Genomic DNA, 18864 nt, shown 5'->3' with positions numbered 1-18864 from the left:
TTCCTTCGCTGCAAGCGGTTTGCCCCGTCAGGGGCGGATCACCGGCACCTTGCGCCAGCCTGTCTGCGACTCCGTGTATTCCCGCACGGTGAAGCACCATATGGCCAGCTTTTTCCCCGCCATGTTGTCCTTTCTGCGCGCCAATTCGACGCGTGCAGGTGTCGCCCCGGAGCCGCGCACGCCGATCAGGTCGAGCCTCAACCCCAGTTCGAAGGCGAGGTTCTCGAGCAGGCCGGCATCCTTGGCGTGCATGTCGCCGCCGGAATGGAATATGAGTGTGTGGCTGTCGCCCAAAAGAATGATGGGGCTGCTGCGGTCCGGCTGCGGCGGAGGAGCGATGCGGGACACGACCACGGTCTCGGCAGCGGCGCCCGGCTCGGCGAGGTCGCCCGTCACCTGGATGTTCTCCTTGTTCCTGGTGAACTGCTGTTTCTCCAGCACCTGGTACCACGTCCGGGGGGCGATCTTCTCTTTCAAGGCACGGGCCACCGCCGCTATGCCGGCCGGGGACCAGTGGGTGTCCTTTTGCAGGAACAGACTCGAGGACCCGCTTTTGCGCGCGTCGAGGAAGAGCCTGGTGAGGTCCAGGTAATCGATTCCGGCATCGCCGAGCAGTTGCAGGAACTGCTGGTGTGCCGTGTCCAGGCGCCCCATCTGCGGCGTGACACCGGGGACGAGCTTGTCCGGGTAGACGTGGGCCTTCGCCGGCACCGGTACCACGATCAGCTCGACGCCGGCGCGGTCCAACTGCTGCTTGAAGTCGAGAATTGCGGCGAGCGGGTCACGGCTGTCCGGCTTTCCGGCGAGGCTGGTGGCCTGGGCGGCTTCACCCCAGAACTGCCCTTTGGCGATGTGGTTCAGCTCCTGGCGCGAGAAGAGCCAGCCGTCCACCCCTGCGACCGACCGCCCTTCGTCTTTCGCTGCATATATCTCCGCTACCCGTTTCTGGAACAGGGCTCTCGCCTCGGCGGGGGGCAACTGCGGGGTGGTCGCAGGTTCCTGGTAGTGCCCCTCCTTATCAGGCGCGGGCGGTGCGGGAGGCGCGGCCTGGGGCACAGCCGCTGCAGCAGGTTTCGCTGCCGTCGAGGCCGGCACCACGGCATCGTCCGGTTGGGCCAGCCAGAAGATGTCGAGCAGCATGGTGGCTTCGTTTTGCAATTCGATGCGCTGGTAGCCGCCGTACTTCTTCTCGACCTGGGCCCAGGGGCGCAGTTTCAGGCTGACCCGTTCTCCGCGGCGATAGCGGGTGGCGGGGGTGACGGTATCGTTGCGCATGCCCCACGCGAACACCACGATCTGAGAGGCAGCAAAGGGCTTTCCTTCCGAGGTCACCTGCTTCAGGTGCATGGCTATGACGGCATCCTTGTACGCGGTGCTGCCCGGGCGCGGCGGGCGCGTGATTTCTTCGATGATACCTTCGAGTTGCAGCCCGTCCGGGGCTGCCTTGGCCGCTTCGACCGCCTGCTGCACTGCCGCGGTCACGGGAGCCCGGGAACGCTTCCCCACCTCCAGGTCGATCATCCTCCAGTCGCCCAGCGCCAGCTCGCGGGCTGCGAATTCGTAGACCACCACCTTTTTCCCCGCCAGGCGGTCCTCGCCGCGCTTGAGTTCCTTGCCCAGTTGCTGCCGTGTGGAGAAGGAGCCTTTGTCGTTGATGAGGATGGCGTCGACCGGGCGCTTGAGCTGAAAGCTCAACTGTTCCACGAGCCCGCTGCCGGTGCCCCATCCCATGCCGTCGAGCGAGAAGATGTTGGCGTAGCTGTCGCCAAGGACCAGGATGTCGGCGTTGCGCGAAGGCGACCACGGCGTGCCATCGGGCTGCCGGACCTGGTGCAGCGTGACGTGCTGCTTTTCATAATCGGAGGCCGTCTTCAGCATCGCCGCCAGGTCGCCCCTGTTCTCGGCTGAACTCGGCACCCTGGTGTAGCCGACTGGCGCCACCTGCGTCAGGAGCTTGTTTTCTCGCAGGTAGGCCGCCAGCTTCTGCGCCACCAGTTCGCTGCCCGCGGGAGTCCAGTGGGTGTCCCTTTTCAGGAACAGATTTTCTTTTTCCTTCGCCTGGAGCAGTAGCGAAGCCGGATCGAAAACATGCACTCCCTGAGCTTGGAGACGGCGCACGAATTCAGCAAACGAAGGGTTCTGCAGGGGCAGGCTTCGCCTGCCATAGCGGCTGGTGAAATACTCGGGGTAGATGCTCGCCTTGGCGGGGGCGGGGAGGACCACCAGTTCAATGCCGCGGCTGGAGAGCTGCTTCTTGAGGTCGAGGATTGCCTTGACCGGGTCGGGCTGCACCTCCCTTTTCGCCTTCATGACGGCGGGATCGAGGAACGGGGCGCCGGTCAGGTACTCAAGGGTCGGACGGAAATAGAGCCAGCCCTCCCTCCCGCAATACACGTCACGGCTCCCCGCGCCGAGTGTGCCGATCAGGACCTTCTCCACTGAGGGCCCGACGGTCGAGAGGATCCAGGAGCTCTCCTCCATGCTGCTCTCGAACTTCCGCGTGTTCTCCATGGTCTTTTCGTTGATGAGCCGGCCGGCCTCGAAGGCGTAGCCCATCCCGCTTTGCCGGGCGCGCAGCCGGTCCAGATCTGAGGTCTGTTCATCGTAGGAGAAGGCTGCCAGCGACTTGGGGAACAGGGAGTCTTCCAGGGCGCACTGCACCACCGGGACGGCGGCGATGGTGCAGATAAAGGCTATCAGCAGGAACCATTTGACCGCAGCGCTTACCTCGGTGCCTTCTATGCCGGTTCCTGCGTTCTTGTTGGACATGGTAGGAGCTCCCAAAGCTTTAGAAGGCCGAGTAGATGAAGGGACTGTGGGCCTTGGTGACCAGGGTCGCGATCGACAACAGGAGCAAGCCGTAGCACCAGGCGGCTTTCTTCCAACTCAGACTGCGGGTGAAGTCCCAGACCTGAGGCGCGCTCCAGACAAGGACCGCCGCCACGGCCATGCTCAGCAGGTAGTACGGCTGATAGATCACGCCTGCGACCAGGTCGTCGCCTGCGTTTCTGCCTCCAACACCGAACATGCTGCCGAAATAGCCGAAAGCGGAGCGGAGGTCGGCGGCGCGGAAAAAGACCCACGCCAGCGATACCGGGATGAAGGTGCAGCAGACCCGGAGCGCCCTGGGCCATTTCCAGTAGGAGCTTTTCTTGGTTCTCAGTTGCTCCAGCCCAAGCAGCACGCCGTGCATCGCCCCCCAGGCAACGAAGGGCCAGCCTGCGCCATGCCAGATGCCGCAGATGGTGAACACCACGACGCTGCTTGCGATGGCGGGATAGTTGTAGCGGAATTTCTCGCGCACCATGCGCTCCCGCACCCTCTCCGTCAGCAGCATGTAGTTGAGCGGCGTGAAGAGGTAGTCGCGCAGCCAGGTGGAGAGGGAGATGTGCCAGCGGCGCCAGAAATCGGCGAAGGAATCGGCCAGATACGGGGAGTCGAAGTTCTTGGCGATGACGAACCCGAACATGAGGCAGACCCCGGTGGCCATGTCGGAATAGGCGCTGAAGTCGAAGTAGATCTGCATGGTGTAGGCGAAGAGACCGTACCAGGCGTCGAGCGCGTTGAGCGTCGCCGCGTTGAAGCAGGTATCGGCAACCTTGCCCAAGGGATCGGCAACCAGGATCTTTTTGGCCAGCCCGAGGCACATGAAGGAGGTGCCGCGCGCAAATTTTTCGGATGTGTGCATGCGGGAGGCAAGCTGGGCCGCCATCTCCCGGTAGCGCACGATGGGGCCGGCGATGAGCTGCGGGAACATGGAGACATAGCAGGCGAAGTCGATGAAGTTGCGGGTGGCGCGCACGCTCCCCTGCCAGACGTCGATGCTGTAGCTCACCATCTTGAACACGTAGAAGCTGATGCCCAGCGGGAGGGCGATGCGGAGCAGTCCCTCGAACTGCAGGTGCTCCAGGCCGAGCGTGGCAAGGAGCGAGTTCAGGTTCTCGATGCCGAAGTTGAAGTACTTGAAGAAAAAGAGCAGCGACAGGTTCGCCGCTATGGAGAGCCAGAAGGCCCCCTTCTGGCGCAGGCTCGCCGGGGCGTCCTCGTCCCGCAGTGGGATCTCTCCCGTCGCCGGAGCACCCGCCGGGCGCGCCATGGCGAGGGCGCAGTAGTAGGTAACCGTGGTGGAACCGAACAGGAGCAGCGTGCAGTACGGATTGGCCCAGCCGTAAAAGAAGTAGCTGAGCCCCGCAAGTGTGAGGTTGCGCCCGCGCGCCGGCGCCAGGTAGTAAAGCAGGAGTGCCGCAGGCAGGAACATGAACAGGAAGATGTAAGAGCTGAACAACATCCGACTGCCTAGCCTTTCTCCGCCAGTTTCCTGTCGATCAGGTCGATCAGTTCGCCTACGTCCTTGAGGGCCCTGGTGTCCTTCAGGTTGAACCTGACGTTGTACGCCATTTCCACCGCTACGATCAGGTTGGTGTGGGAGAGCGAGTCCCATCCATCGACGTCGTCGGCGGTAGTGGCCCTGGTGATCTCGATGGTGTCGTCATCGAAGACCTCGCGGAAAATGTCGTTCAAAGAGGTCATGGTATCCATTGTTATTCCTCCATCGTTGAAAGATCGCCGGCATCGGTCCCCAGGTAGCGAGCCTTGAGGACCCGGCGCATAATCTTGCCGCTCTTGTTCTTAGGGATCTTGTCTACCACGAAGATCTCCTGCGGTGTCGCTATCGTGGATGCCTTGTTGGAAACGTGCAGCCTTATTTTCAGTTCCAGTTGGGGCGAGTATTCGCAGTTGTCGTGCAGCGCGATGTAGGCCACCACCTTCTCGAACAGCAGTTCGTCCGGAGCGCCGATCACGCCCGACTCGGCGATCTCGGGGATTTCCAGCAGGGCGCTTTCCACCTCGAAGGGGCTCACCAGGTGCCCGGCCGTGTTGATCACGTCGTCGCTGCGCCCCATGAACCAGAAATAGCCTTCGGTGTCGCGGTAGGCGGTGTCCCCGGAATAGTAGTAGCCGCCGCGGAACTTCTGCCGGTACACCTCGTCGTTGTTCAGGTAGGTGACGAACATCGAGGGCCACCCTGGCCTGACGCAGAGGTTTCCCTGTTCGCCGTCCGGCACCGGGGAGCCGTCGTCGGCGATGATGGCCGCCTCGATGCCCGGGGCGGGTTTCCCCATGGAGCCGGGGCGCACTTCGATGCCGGGGCGGTTGGCGATCATGATGGCGCCGGTTTCGGTCTGGAACCAGGTGTCGTAGATGTCGCGGTTAAGGGTGCGGCGCGCCCAGTGGATCACTTCCGGGTTGAGCGGTTCGCCGACGCTGAAGATGTGCCTGAGGCTGGAGAGGTCGCACCTGGCGAAGAGTTCCGGCTCCTCCTTCAGGAGCATACGGAGCGCAGTGGGCGCCGAGTACCACACGGTAATCTTTTCCCGCTGCAGGATGTCGAACCAGTGCTCGGCGTTGTAGCCGCCGCCGAAGTGCACCTGAGTCGCGCCGATGCTCCAGGGGCCGATGATGCCGTAGGAGGTTCCGGTGACCCAGCCCTGGTCGGCCGTGCACCAGTAGACGTCGTCCTCGCTGAGCTGCAGGATCTCGCGCGCAGTCATGTTCTGGGACAGGATGCTGCCATGCACGTGCTGCACCCCCTTGGGCTTTCCGGTGGAACCCGAGGTGTAGTGCAGTACCGAGGGGGTGTCGGCGCTGGTGGACGCAACGGTAAAGTGGTCGGATGCCTCTGCCATCAGCCGGTCGTAGCTCAGGATGTCGTCCGACTGGTGCTGATCTATGTCCACCACGATCACGTAGCGAAGGTTTGGCAACTGGTCGCGGATGCGCCCGATCTTTTTCAGGAAGCTCTTCTTGGTGATGATCCCCTTGGCCTTGGAGTCGCCCAGCCGGTCCAGAAGGGCCTCCTCGCCGAAGTTGGAGAACAGGGTGCCCGCGATGGCCTGGAGCTTCAGCGTGCCGAGGAACGCGAAAAACTGCTCCGGCATCTTGGGCAGGAAGGTAAAGAAAATGTCGCCGGGAGCAAAGCCCAGGTGGGCCAGGACGTTGGCAAACCGGTTGGTCTGCCGGTCGAGCTCGGCGAAGGTGTAATCCGTCTGCTCCATGTGCTGCGAGATCCAGCGCATGGCGACCTTTTCGCTCCTGCCGAGCTCGCATTGCTTGCGTGTGCAGATGTGCCCTATGTTGAATTGACCGTTAATGATCATCTTGAGGCTCTCCATGTATCTGTAGCGACAGTCTCAGAGAAACTACATGCATATTGATCCAAAAGCTACTTCAAAATAGTGGGAGAACTGCCAGCCAGTGAGACAGCAACTTCTTACTGACCTGTCTTGTAGTACACCGGCTGTTCTACGCCATAAACTCTTACTCCTGTGATTTCGGCAGGGACCTTCTTGAATTTATCGGCGACGACGTCGAAAGATAGTGTGGCTTCAGGCGTGGTGTTGAAACCGAAGAGTTCCTCGGCAGCCAGGCCGGACCGCTTGATACTGTCCATTTGCTTGCCGTAGGTCACTTTGACCCCGGTGAAGTCCTTGCTCGCGAAGGTGATGCCCACCGCGAAATGAGAGTACTTCCTCAGAGCCTCCGGCAGCTTCAGGCGGAAGGTAACCGATGTGACGCCTTTCTCGTCATACGGCTGGACCTGAAGGCTACCCCCTTGTGAGTATGAGACCTTCGGCATCTCCTGCACAGATCCCGCATCCAGCGCCGTCTGCAGGCCCGGGCCGGTAAAGGTGGCCAGCAAGGCCTTGGCGGAGTTCTGGGTGTCGAACACGGGGAGTTGGGCCAGAGACTTGTGGGCAACCCAGGGCACGAACGGAAACACGCAGACGACCCTGTTCCGCAGAAAAGCGTCTCCTTCCTGTGCGATCAGGCGCGGCATCATGAAGTCGCCGTCGCGCCTTTGCAGCATGTCCGGCACGACTCCGGTGAGATAGGCGAGGTAGCTCGGGATGCTGGCGCCCTTTGCAATTGAAGGTGCCGTGATGAAGGACGAGCCAAGTACCACTATGGGAGAGCTGTTGCCCTTTTGGATCACCACCGGATTCCCTTTGTCATCGACCACCGTCGTGAACCTGACGTAGTCGTCGCTGTTGAATTTAGCGTTGCCGGCCGGCCATTTGAAATGGATCCAGTCTTCAGCCGTCGATGCGGTACCGGTCCGGAAGGTGGCGCGGGGGAGCGCATTGATACGGCTGTATCTTTGCAGGCGCTGGGCCAGTTCTTCTGCAATGACCCACGTGACACCCTCAGCGGGGTGGTTCTGCTCGAAGTCCTGGTACCAGTACATCAGGGGGTATTTGAGGCGATCACGCCTGGCTTTGGGGACAATGCCGGTGACGATCTCGACGTCGGCCTCCAGCAACTCCTTGTACAGTTTCAGCAGGTACGGGTTCGACACCTGGTCTTTGGGGGGAGGCGCGAAAAGGTCGTAATCGACCTCGCCTTTGTTTGGCACTCGCACCAGGATCAGATCGACGTTGCGGGCGGCGAGGTAGTTCTTGAGGCCGACGATAGATTTGACAAAGTCGTCGCTGTAAATTTTGCTGTTGTCCAGGTAGCCCGCGCTGAAAAAGCTGTCACCCACCCACTGCTGGGCCTTGGCCTCGTATTGCTTTTTATAGGCGATCCTGAAGGGTTCCAGGGAGCCGTACCATTTGTCCCAGTCGCCACCATTTTTTTCCAGCAACAGCCTGATATCTTCCAGGTCCCGCTGCATCTGAGCTCGTCTCGCCTTTTGTGCTTCAGAATCAACAACGGCAACAACTGGCGCTGACTTGGCCGGTAGGGCACTGTTAGCGAAAGGAACCGGAGTATCTCCCGGGGTGAAGCTCTTGATGACCTTTATGTCTTTGGCGAAGTAAGAAGAGAGGTCAACATCCTCCACCTCATCCGCCTGCTGCGTCTGTTGTACCGTCTCCGGCATCGAGGCAAAGGGGACCAGGCTGGCGCTTATCTTATCGCCTGCCTTCAGTTCTGCTTCCGGTGTGTACTTCCTTCCGGCAAAACCGGGCAGGACCAGGATAACCTTTTTTGAAATACTTCCCCCCAGATTTATTCGATGGACTTCAAGGGTGGCGGTGAAGTTACAATCTGGGTAAGGATTCCTGTCAGCCAGTGGGAGCTTTGAAACTTGTATCAAGGTTCCTTCAACAAAAGAACCCTCATTCCTTTCATTCACAAAAGCATGCGCAACTGAGATGACGGTGAGGCTGATTATGAAGAACCCTAAGATGCCTTTGAAGCCCAAAGTTTTTAGCATTATTTCAATCCGTAGATTTGTATCGACCTGATAGTCATAGGGGTGTCCGGTCGGATATTTCCTATGCTGAACACTGCATTGCCAGAAGCGACCTCACTCCGAAAGACAAAGAACTCCTCCAGGTTGGTCTGTGTATAGCTCTTATGTACGTGATCGTTCTGCTTGGCGTAAGTAACCTTGATTGCTGCCGCATCTTTGGTGGTAGTTTCAATGGAGATCATGAAATAAGGGAACCTTGTGATAGCTTCGGGCAACTCCACGGTGAAGTCACCGGCAGCTCTAGTGTCTTTGCTTCGAGAGTGGACCGTCAGGCTGCCGTCGGAGGTATATCTGAAAACGTTTGCCGCCGTTCCCTCCGCAAAACGGATGATTTTCCTCAAGTCGTTGCCGGAATGACTGGACAGCAGCACTTTTCCTTTTGTAGCGGGGTTAACCAGCGGGGGCAGGTCAAGCGGTAAGTGAATGGCCCACGGAACCAGAGGGAACACACACACGCTGCGGTGTTTTAGAAAGGCATCACCTTCACGTGCTATGGTCCGCGGGATGGTAGCGTTGGACCCTTCGCGGTACAGAACGTCTGGAATGACCCCCGTTTGGTAGGCCATGTAAGCGGGGATATTACCGCCGCGCTCGAATGACGGGCTCCCGATGAACGAAGAGCCGACGACCAGGACAGGGGAGTTGTTGCCCTGCTTCAACAAGGGCAACTGATCACTTGAGATGGAGTAGAAGGTCACCGGCTCGGTCGGTTTAAATTTGGAGTTGCCCGCAGGCCACTTGAAGCCGCCAGTTTGCAGTGACACTTTCTCCCGTTTCAGGGGCACCTTAGGGCTCTTCCTGATGGAGTCATACCTTTGCAGTCGCTCTGAAATCATCTCGGCTATAACCCAGGCGGCTCCCTCTGCGGGATGTTCCTCCGTAAAATCTTGATAGTAATACATCAACGGGAAGCTCATCCGTGCCTTCTTCAGTCGAGGTACTTCGTCTACGACGACTTCGACGTCTGCATCCAACAACTCCTTGTACAGGCGGAGCAAATATGGGTTGCTTATTTGATCTGTTGGAGCGTCAGTGAAAAGATCGTCGACGATTTCACCTTTCTGAGGAACCCGCACTACGATAAGGTCAACGTTTCTGTCCTTCAGGTACTTGTTGAAGGCAACCAAAGAAGACACGAAATCCCGGCTGTAGCCTTTTCCATACTCATTTTGCCCGGCGCTAAAGTAGCTGTCTCCAACCCATAGCTGTGCTTTTTCGTCGTACTTCTTTTTGTACTGCGCCCTAAAGCGATTAAGGGACTCATACCAGTAGTCCCAGTCTCCGCCGTGCTTGGTCAGTTCCTCATTGATATGCCGGAGGTCCTCACGCATCTGCCGCAGTCTTTCCGTGGCCGCCGCAGGATCCTTTATCTCGCTGACGATTTGGTCTGAGCTGTCGCGTCTATCGGTAAAGGAGAGCTTCTCTTTAACGGGCTGGAAAGCGCTGATCTTAACAATGGGCCTTGCGAAAAAGAATTCCAGATCAACGTCCTCTACCTCGTCGGCCTGCTGCGTCTGCTTGATCCTATCCGGCATCGACGCAAAGGGCACGATAGTCGCCCTTACCAGATCGCCCGTCTTAAATCCAGCTTCGGAGGTGTACTGTCTGGCAACGAAGCCCGGTAGCACCAGGATCACCTTTTTCGGAATGCTCTTGCCGGCGGTGATGCGTTGAATTTCGAGGACTGCCGTGAAGTTACAGTCGGGGTAGGGATTCCTGTCAGCCTGGGGGAGCTTTGAGACCTGGATCAATGTCCCTTCGACGACCGAAACTTCAGTCCCGTCAGGTTTTGGCGTATTAGCTGCCAGAGCGCATGTCGACACACAAATGAAGATTGCCAATACAAGCTTCATAGCCGCGGTTTTGAGGACAGGGAGTTCTTTCATTTTACAGAGGTAACCCCGTAGAATCTGATTGCCTTAATAGAAACCGCTCTCACAAAATTGCGGTTACCCTCTATGCCGATCTCTACCGGCGTCTGGCCTTCAAAGAAGAACCCGAAAAGATCATTATTCGCCAGTTGTGTATCGCTTCTTATTGTGGAATCCGTCTGTCCGGCATACTTCGCTGTTACTGTCGTAAGATCCTTACTGGAAAACTCCAATTCCATCGTGAACCTTGAGAACTTCGCAACCTCCGCGGGTATATCTACCGTAAAAGTTCCAGATGTTCCTTTACCTTTGATGACCGGGGCTATTCGCAGAGTTCCGTCAGATAAAAAGGAAAAGGTTCCTTCCGCAGCCTTCGGATCGAGCTTCACTGCCTCGCGTAGGCCAGGCCCCGTAAAAGCGGCAAGAAGAGTTTTGGGGCTGCCGTGGGGGTCGAAGACGGGCAGCGGAGCGAGAGCCTCATAGGCGGTTCCGGGAGTAAATGGGAACAGGCATACCTTCCTTTTCTCCAAAAAGCCCTTTCCTTCGCGAGCGACACTGCGGAGCATCATACGGTCGCCTCCGCTTCGGTGCAGTATGTCCGGGACAATTCCGGTGAGATAAGCGAAGTAATGGGGGATGCTTCCTCCTTTTGTGAGAGACGGAAACGCGATAAAGGAGGAGCCGAGTATGAGGACTGGTGACTCATTCCCCTGTGTCAGGCTCAGCGGCTTTCCAAGCGTGTCGGTTACTGTCGAGAAAAGTACATTTTCAGCGGGATCAAAGCCGGGGTGCCCCTCAGGCCACTTGAACTTGTCTGGTGCTTTGCCGAGGAGGAAGTTCTTCTTTTGATGAGCCGGTTCACCATACCTTTCCACACGTTCGCTAAAAGCCTCAGCTACAACCCATGCCATTCCTTCAGCAGGATGGATCTCGGCAAAGTCCTGGTAGTAGTACATGAGTGGGAATTTCATCCGGGTGCTTTTGGCGCGTGGAACCACGTCGGTGATTATTTCAACATCAGCCTCTAGAAGCTCCTTATACATTTTCAGCAGGTATGGGTTGCTTGTCTGCTTTGTTGGCAATGGTACAAAAAGATCTTCTACAATCTCCCCTTTGGCAGGAATCCTGACGACGATAAGGTCAACATTCCGTGCGGCCAAGTAATTTTTGAGGTCGATGATGGATGCAACGAATTCCTTGCTGTAGATTTTGTCCCGCCCAAGACGGCCGGCACTGAAAAAGCTCTGTCCGATCCACCGTGACGCCTTGGCGTCAAACTGCACTTTGTACTGTTCGCGGAATCCTTTATAGGAGGCGTACCACTTGTCCCAATCTCCCCCATTTGCTGCAAGCTGTTGATTGATCTCTAGCAGATCCTTTTGTATCTGCTCCTTTCGCTCATTGGTGACATTGTTCCCACGGTTCTTGCTGACGGATACTTCATGGTTGTTGTCATTTTTTTTCGCAAAGGAAGGGAGTCGGACGACCCCGGTATAGGCATTGATCAGTGAGATTTGCTGGGGGAAGAAGAAATTGAGATCCACATCCTCGATTTCATCGGCTTGCTGCGTCTGTTTTACTGTATCGGGCATGGAACTGAACGGCACCACAGTTGCCCTTATTTTGTCTCCAGTTTTATAACCCGATTCCGGAGCATACTTCCTGCCGAAGAAACCGGGCAGGACCAGTATGATCCTTTGGGGGACGCTCTTCCCTGCCACGATCTGGTGCAAATCTACAATCGCGGTGTAGTAGCAGTCGGGGTAGGGGTTGCTTGCTGCCTTAGGTAGTTTAGAGACCTGGGTGAGAACTCCTTCTATTACCGTCTGCCCGGCGTCAGCCGCCGTGGCGCTGTCCGAGGCATAGCACAGGCAGCACCACAACGTGACGACGACAAGCAGTGCGGTCGCGAGAAGGGGGCATCTCATTTTTTCCCCTGCATCTTCTGCGCGACTTCGTACGCTTTTCTGAGCGGCTCGGTCACTTTCCAGCTGGCCGAGTGCAGGAGGTCCTCGATGCGGGCTTCCCGCGCCGCGACCAACTCGTCCCTTGCCGCCAACTGTTCCTTGAGCAGGGCCGCGGCTCTCTCCAGTTCCTCTTTCTCCCTTTGCACCGCTGCCAGTTGCTGCTGCAGGGCGAGCACCTCGTGCTGGTACTGGGACAGATCCACCTCCTGTACCGCGGCCGGCTGCACGGGCACTTCATACACCCCGTCGAGCGCGCTCTTGGTGGCTTCGAGATAGGCCCTGCCGAACTTCTGATCCGGCTCCAGATGGTTGCCCTCGGCCCATTCGTTCCAGGCGTTCACGAAGGCTATTCTTTCGTCGCCGCCGAAGCGCTGCCTGGTGAACGACAAGACGTGCTCCAGCCACTGGCGGTACTTATCGGGGGTGGAACCCACGAAGATGTTGGCTCCTTCCTGGCGCCGCGCCGAGTTGTCCCACGAGGGGGTGACGCAGCGGAACCTCTTGTAGGGGACGCCGGGCTTCGCCATCATCTCGTCGGCCAGATTGTCGTAGTGGTGCACGTAGTTGTTGCGGTAGACCTCGTTCAAAAGGTCCAGACCCGGCAGCTTGGTATCCTGCTCAGGCATGATCCGCGGACCCTTCTTCTGCCAGTCGGGCGCGAACTCGAGCGCTGCATCGAAACCGATGGACGCGGGATCGCAGGTGCCGATGCTCTCCACCCGCACCAGGTACAGTTCGCCGATGCCGGCGGCGCGCGCTTCCTCGCGCCAGATGCGCGCCGTCGCTGCCGGATCGGGAATGTTCTCGGTGCGGTAGACCAGGAACATGGGCTTGCCGTTCACGCGTATGTAGCGCGGGTCCTCGAAGACGCGGAACAGGTCCCTGATGTGGTTGCGGTCGTCCTCCTCGCTGTAGACCTGCTTCATCAGGACGTTCTGCTCCTCGCCGTCCCAGCGCCGGGTCCAGTTCTCGTTTGCCCAGCAGACGCAGAACGGGAAGTCCGGCTTGCCCGACTTGAGCATCGCCTCCAGCGGCGTTTCCAGGAGCCTCCTGCCGTTGAACCAGTAATGGTAGTAGCAGAAGCCGTGCACACCGTACTGGCGGGCCAGTTCCGCCTGGGCGATGCGGGTTTCTTCCAGGCGCAGGTCGTAAAAGCTCAGGTCGGCGGGGACATGGGGCTGGTAGTGCCCCTTGAAGAGCGGCTTCGCCTTGGCGACGTTGCGCCACTCGGTGAAGCCTTTGCCCCACCACTCGTCGTTTTCCGGGATCGGGTGGTACTGGGGCAGGTACATGGCGATAAGGCGCGGCATGGCGTTCTCCGTTTCCGGTTGGTGCGGGGCTGGGCGCTCCTTGAGCGGCACCCCCACGAGGATGTCCGCCAGTGTCCTCTTGGCTGCGGATGAATGAAAGGCCACCCTGGCGAACTCGCGGTACAGCGCGCTGGTCAACTCCAGGCTTTTCTCGTCCTGGTACTGAGCCACCACAGCCTGGGCGAAATCCTCCGCACGGTCGGCAGGGCGGCTCACGGCGTCGATGCCCGGGATGCCTTCGAGGCCGATCGCCGTGGATACCATCGGCACCCCGTTTCGCAGCGCTTCCACGGTTTTCCCTTTGACCCCGGCGCCGAAGCGCAAGGGAATCACGACCATCCTGATCTGACGGTAGTATTCCTCGAGTTCCTGTTCGCTCACGTGGCCGTGGATGCGGATGTTGTCGCAGGCCAGATCCCTCACTTCCTGGGGAGGGTAGGTGCCGATGACGTGCAGCACCATGTCGGGGACCTGGGCCAGCACCTTGGGGAAGATCTCGCGCGCAAACCAGAGGATGGCGTCGAGGTTCGGCTTGTGGCCGCAGCCACCCACGAACATGATGTCCTTGCGGCCGGCAAAGCTCAGTCGCTCTGCGGGGAAGTCGTCGTAGAAGAAGAGGGGGACGGCGTGGATCCTCTCACCCGGCAACAGATCGGCCAGGACCTGCCGCTCGTACTCGCTGTAGGTCAGAGTGGCGTCGGACTTCTCGATGATCTCGAACTCGATCTCCCGGTATGTTTCCGCCTCCTGCAAGGTCTCCGGGTCGCCGTCCACCTCGTATTTGCGGGACAGCCTCAGGTAGTGCAGGTCGTGCCCCTGGAACAGGATCACCGCGTCAGTATGGGCCTTGACGAAGTCGATGTAGGAGACGGTGATGTTGGGGCGATTGAAGAGGACGTAGTCGAGCTCGCTGCGATGATCGACGACCCAGCGCTGCCAGTTTTCCCGGTACCACTCCCCCTGCAGGACGGTGATGCCTAAATCCTCAAGCGTGGTGGAGTAGGGCTCCCTCTGTTCGAAATCATCGGGGAGGAAGTACACCTTGAGGCCCAGCTCCGCCAGGAGCTTCAGGTACATGAAGGTGGTGCGCGACCCGGCATACTTGTCGAACTGCGGCACCTCGTAATCGACTACCAGGATGGACTTCCCGAGCAGGTCGGAGGCCCCCTCCGGCAGCGATGCCGCGGCCGCGGCTAGCTGCGGCACCGCCTGCAACTGATCAATGTAGCGGCTGATCGCCCTGAGGGCCGGGACGCTCCGCTCTTGCTGCCCTGCGAAGGCGAACTCGAAGAGGTAGCCGATGGCGATCTTCCTGGCGCAGCGCGCGGTGAACGAAACCGCGCCTTCCTTGGCGGCGACCTCAAGATAGCGGCGCAGGCGCTGGCAGATGCCGTCGTAGTTGCCGCTCTGGGAGTTAGCGTCCAGGATGGCGTCGGATCTCCCCTGCCAGTAGGTGCGATGGTAGAACCACTGCCTGGTGACGCGGTGCGGGTCGATCTTGTGGTGGATCACCGCTTCGGGCGCGAAGGCGATGCGCAGGCCCGCCTGAGCAATCTTCTTGCAGATGTTCACTTCCTCGTTGGAAAGCAGGGAGCTGCCGATGCGGCCCAGGTTGGTGGGGAAAAGCCCGATGCTGTCGAAGACGTTCTTTCTGAACGAGATGTTGGCGCCCCAGGGTGTGTCGGGCCAGGTGAACGAACCGGCCTTTCTGGCCGCGTCAAACTCGTTGATAGTGAGGTAGGGGACCCAGTCGTCGGTGAGCCACTCCGGGCGCTCCGACGGCCATACCGGCCGGATCGGCCCACCCGCGCAAGCGACCTTGCTGTCGGCGAAGGCCGCCACGATGGCCGCGAGCCAGCCCGGTTCGGCGTCGATGTCGTCGTCCACGAAGGCGACGACCTCGCCCGCGGCATTCTCGATGCCCGCGTTGCGCGCGAAGGAGAGGCCCTGCCTCCCTTCGAAGACGTACGTTATGGCGACCTCGGAGGAAGCTGCCGCCTGTTCGGTAACCGCACGGGTGTCGTCGGACGAGTTGTTGTCGACCACCACGATTTCATACTGCAATGCTTCAAATTGTTGCTGCTCTAGCGCTTTCAATGACTCAGACAGTAACTTCGAGCGATTGTATGTACATATAACAACGGACGCTTTGATCTTTGATGTATGGTCGGAGTCGTTAAGAGCATCTATCTGCGCTTTATACGTACCTAAAGCCATCAGATATCTGAAAAATGGCGACAGTAGTTCTGCAAGATCGATGTTGCTGCTGATAAAGCGAGCGGTGTCTTTATCAAGTCTGTTCTTAATTTCGCCGGTCCAGTAGGAGAGCTGATCCTCCCTTTCTTTCGCGGTAGGCAGCACGTAGTCAGAGTACAATTTTCCCCAAAACATCTTGCCTTCTTCATATTTTTTAAACTGCCGGAAGAGTCCTTCCAATGAGGTGCGATGCTTGTGGTAGACCAATGCTTCCGGGATGAAGGCTATTTTCAGTCCGAGCTGTTTTTGCATTCTCCACGCAATGTCCGCATCTCCGCCTGAAGTCATTTCTGGTACGAACAACCCCACCTTCTCGAAAACCGTTTTTCGGTATGCTGTATTGGCAGTCTGTGTGTAAGGCAAGTAAGGGCAGGTGAGGGTACCATTTTGCCGTAGGATCCCGGCACGGTCCGAGAAGATCTCTATCAAGTCTTGCGGTTTGTATGCTTCTATCTCCCCTGCAAAGCACCCGGCTGTCGCGTCTCCCCATTGTGAAACCAGACGGCAGATCCATTCAGGAGTCACTATGCAATCAGCATCAGTAAAAGCTATCAAGTCACCTTTAGCTATACGGATGCCGGCATTTCTTGCAGCGTAAGAGCTTTTGAACGAGGTTTCCTGGATGACTTTTACCTGGAATTTCTGCGCTATTTCAAGGCTTGAGTCCGTAGAACCGTTGTCTACGACGATTACCTCCAGTTTGTTAGGAGGGTAGGATAGCTGCGAGAGGGAAGTAAGGCACAATTCAAGTGTATCCGCACCGTTGTAAACAGGAACGATTACTGAAACAGTTGGAAGGTTGCGGGTGACGAGCTCATCGAAGAGGTTACGGAGTTTCCTCGCTTCTGTGGAAAGGTTGAAAGCCTTGGAGACAAGTTCTCTGCCCCTTAACCCCATACGTCCGCTATCCCGGTCGTTTGACATTATTTCCAGGACACATTTCGTAAGACCTTCGATGTCTTTTTCAGTTGTCAGTAATCCAGTCTCCTTGTCGATTACCAGCTCAGGAATCCCAGATGTAAATGTAGAGATGACTGGGAGCCCCATAGCTAAAGCTTCCATCAAAGAAACCGGAATACCCTCCATGTCTCCATTTGTTGCGGTAATAGAGTGGAGAACAAAAACGTCGGCTTTTTTCATCTCGTCTTGAACGACATCTGACGAGACGCTGCCAAGGAAATCAACATTATTCTCAATGCCCAGCTCCACGCTGAGTCGAGAAATCTCGTCCAGCAATGGTCCGGCTCCGATCAGTCTGAGCCTGGCTGCAGGATTGTGTTGTACAACATCGGCAAACGCACGAATTAAGAATTGATGTCCCTTTTTCTCTACAAAACGCCCTACACACAGGATGTTATAACCTTCATGACAAAGGCGTGTCGCCGGGGAAAAAGCTTCAGTGTCTATGCCACAATGTATAACTGAAATCTTCCCGCGGTTCTGTGCCCCTACCTTCTTTAGAATATGGGATTTGTTAAATTCGGAGATTGTAACAACATGCGCAGCGTGTTGAACCAGGAGCGCCAACCGGTTGCCTAGTGTCTCGCCGGGTGCTCCTGAGTTTTCAATAAAAATGTCATACGCATGAGCCGTGAACGAAAAAGGTATTCCCGTGATCTTGTGTACCATCAAAGCGACAAGTGCAGACTCCGTTGCAAAATGCGCGTGTATCAGCGCGAATTTGTTCGCCACAACGAAGTCCGCAACACACGCAGTTATCGGGGCAAGCCACTCTGAAACTTGATATTCTTTCGCAAGTGCTGATGCTTTCTCAAGAGTTTCCCTCTGGGCCGTACGCCCACAATCGACCGATGATACATCGTATGTGTTCCTTTTTATTTTCGTCATCAGCCCAGAGTGGCATGCTTCAGGCGCAAAGATGGAAACTGGATGTACATCAACTCCGCAGTTTTGCAGTTCTATGATTTCATTTATGACAAAGGTCTCTGAAGGAAGCGGAAAGTGTCGCAGAATGTAGCAAACGCTGAATGATCCCTGTTGCTCAAGAGGCGGAAGTGATTCGTAAAATTCAAGCATCTGGTGGGTAACGAGTTCGGTATCGTATAAGGCCGCCTTATGGCGCGCGTTATTACCTATAGATGCGAGGTCGCAGGTTTCGAGGGAGGAAATGATTGTCTTCGATAACGCCAACTCGTCGTTTGGCGGGCAAAGAAGGCCCTCCTTTCCTGATTCCATTATCTCGGGGAATCCACCAGCATTTGAAGCAACTATGGCTTTTCCAAGCGACATGGCTTCTAAACAGGCATAGGGAAAGTTCTCCCAAAGCGAAGGAAGGAGAACCAGCCTAGATCTTTCTATGAGCGGGTAAAGAGCATCGTGCGAAATGTTGTCAATAAAGACGATGCGGTCGCCGTAATCCTTAAGCTGCTCAGAGATATACTGCTTCATTGACTGCGAATTATAAATTGAGTCGCTGCCAACGAACAACATTGTCAAATCTTCATGTCTGTCCAGGACTTGGGGCAAAGCTTTAGCTAGTAGATGTACTCCCTTCCTGAACTCGAGCCGCCCAAAGAAAATAAGATACGCTCGTCCAGCCAATGTATCTAATACTTGGGTATCAGGACTGAAAGTTTTAAGGTTGAAAAAGTTTGGAATGACGACAATGTTTTCAACTCCCCATCGTCCCCTGATGACCTCAGCCATGGCAAGGGTGGGGGAGGTAACAGCCGAAGAAGATTTTGTCTGCAACTCTTCAAGAAGATCCCTGTTATGATGTTCTTCGGTGTCAGGCATTAGATTGAGGTGCCTGACCCAGAAAAATGGTGTGTGGCATCGAGTAACAGTTTTTACGCCTTTCAGTAGTCTGAAAGTGATTAGACCTTGTGCACACGTCTCCGGAGCCTCGATGAGGTCGAGTTCTTCAGTCTCATGTATTGCCTTGACTTCCTCATACACCCTCTGGCTAAAGTTGAGCAGTCCATGGTAGGCGCCCAACTCTTCAATGAGTGCGGGGGGCACGCTATCCTTTGGCCGGTTGGAAATACGATGAACAGTAACACCCATGTCACTCGTAATATGTTCTTCTGCTACGGCAAGGGCAATCACATGAACATTGTGGCCAAGTTTAACTAGCTGGCGTGCCAGCACCTGAGTATAGGTCGCAATCCCACCCCAGTTTGTCTCGGGGGGATACTCTTGAGAAATAAGGCAAATGTTCATCTCAACCTCATCATTGGCAA

8 protein-coding genes are annotated in these 18864 nt (G+C 57.0%); all 8 read right to left on the bottom strand.

Annotated elements, in window-relative coordinates:
- Nucleotides 1–27: 27 nt before the first annotated feature.
- A complete protein-coding gene (locus tag H7687_RS13660) occupies nucleotides 28–2769 on the bottom strand; it encodes an alginate O-acetyltransferase AlgX-related protein (RefSeq protein WP_183348291.1) in 2742 nt (913 codons plus the stop codon).
- Nucleotides 2770–2788: 19 nt separating this feature from the next.
- Nucleotides 2789–4288, bottom strand: coding sequence for an MBOAT family O-acyltransferase (locus H7687_RS13655; protein ID WP_183348289.1), 1500 nt, complete (start codon nucleotides 4286–4288; stop codon nucleotides 2789–2791).
- Between the two features lie 8 nt (nucleotides 4289–4296).
- Entirely contained in the window at nucleotides 4297–4539 is a 243-nt protein-coding gene (locus H7687_RS13650) for an acyl carrier protein (protein WP_183348287.1), read from the bottom strand.
- 2 nt (nucleotides 4540–4541) lie between these two features.
- Nucleotides 4542–6158: an AMP-binding protein gene (locus tag H7687_RS13645; protein ID WP_183348285.1), complete on the bottom strand. Its 1617-nt coding sequence runs from the start codon at nucleotides 6156–6158 to the stop codon at nucleotides 4542–4544.
- 113 nt (nucleotides 6159–6271) lie between these two features.
- Nucleotides 6272–8218 (bottom strand): hypothetical protein, encoded by a 1947-nt coding sequence (locus tag H7687_RS13640; RefSeq protein WP_183348283.1) that lies wholly within the window; start codon nucleotides 8216–8218, stop codon nucleotides 6272–6274.
- Nucleotides 8218–10143: an alginate O-acetyltransferase AlgX-related protein gene (locus H7687_RS13635; RefSeq protein ID WP_183348281.1), complete on the bottom strand. Its 1926-nt coding sequence runs from the start codon at nucleotides 10141–10143 to the stop codon at nucleotides 8218–8220. Before H7687_RS13635 ends, H7687_RS13640 begins: the two co-directional genes overlap by 1 nt.
- Nucleotides 10140–12056: an alginate O-acetyltransferase AlgX-related protein gene (locus tag H7687_RS13630; protein ID WP_183348279.1), complete on the bottom strand. Its 1917-nt coding sequence runs from the start codon at nucleotides 12054–12056 to the stop codon at nucleotides 10140–10142. Before H7687_RS13630 ends, H7687_RS13635 begins: the two co-directional genes overlap by 4 nt.
- Nucleotides 12053–18844: a glycoside hydrolase family 99-like domain-containing protein gene (locus tag H7687_RS22215; protein ID WP_183348277.1), complete on the bottom strand. Its 6792-nt coding sequence runs from the start codon at nucleotides 18842–18844 to the stop codon at nucleotides 12053–12055. The genes H7687_RS13630 and H7687_RS22215 overlap by 4 nt, the downstream gene beginning before the upstream one ends.
- Between the last annotated feature and the right edge of the window lie 20 nt (nucleotides 18845–18864).

Origin of the sequence: Geomonas paludis, from assembly GCF_014193585.1 — a bacterium.
GTDB classification, from domain to species: domain Bacteria; phylum Desulfobacterota; class Desulfuromonadia; order Geobacterales; family Geobacteraceae; genus Geomonas; species Geomonas paludis.
The sequence above is the reverse complement of the archived record's forward strand: the minus strand, read 5'-3'. Positions and strand labels throughout refer to the sequence as shown.

Coding starts and splice junctions, on each gene's coding strand:
- H7687_RS13660 (WP_183348291.1), bottom strand. CDS start 2,769: ATGTCCAACAAGAACGCAGGAACCGGCATAGAAGGCACCGAGGTAAGC.
- H7687_RS13655 (WP_183348289.1), bottom strand. CDS start 4,288: ATGTTGTTCAGCTCTTACATCTTCCTGTTCATGTTCCTGCCTGCGGCA.
- H7687_RS13650 (WP_183348287.1), bottom strand. CDS start 4,539: ATGGATACCATGACCTCTTTGAACGACATTTTCCGCGAGGTCTTCGAT.
- H7687_RS13645 (WP_183348285.1), bottom strand. CDS start 6,158: ATGATCATTAACGGTCAATTCAACATAGGGCACATCTGCACACGCAAG.
- H7687_RS13640 (WP_183348283.1), bottom strand. CDS start 8,218: ATGCTAAAAACTTTGGGCTTCAAAGGCATCTTAGGGTTCTTCATAATC.
- H7687_RS13635 (WP_183348281.1), bottom strand. CDS start 10,143: ATGAAAGAACTCCCTGTCCTCAAAACCGCGGCTATGAAGCTTGTATTG.
- H7687_RS13630 (WP_183348279.1), bottom strand. CDS start 12,056: ATGAGATGCCCCCTTCTCGCGACCGCACTGCTTGTCGTCGTCACGTTG.
- H7687_RS22215 (WP_183348277.1), bottom strand. CDS start 18,844: ATGAACATTTGCCTTATTTCTCAAGAGTATCCCCCCGAGACAAACTGG.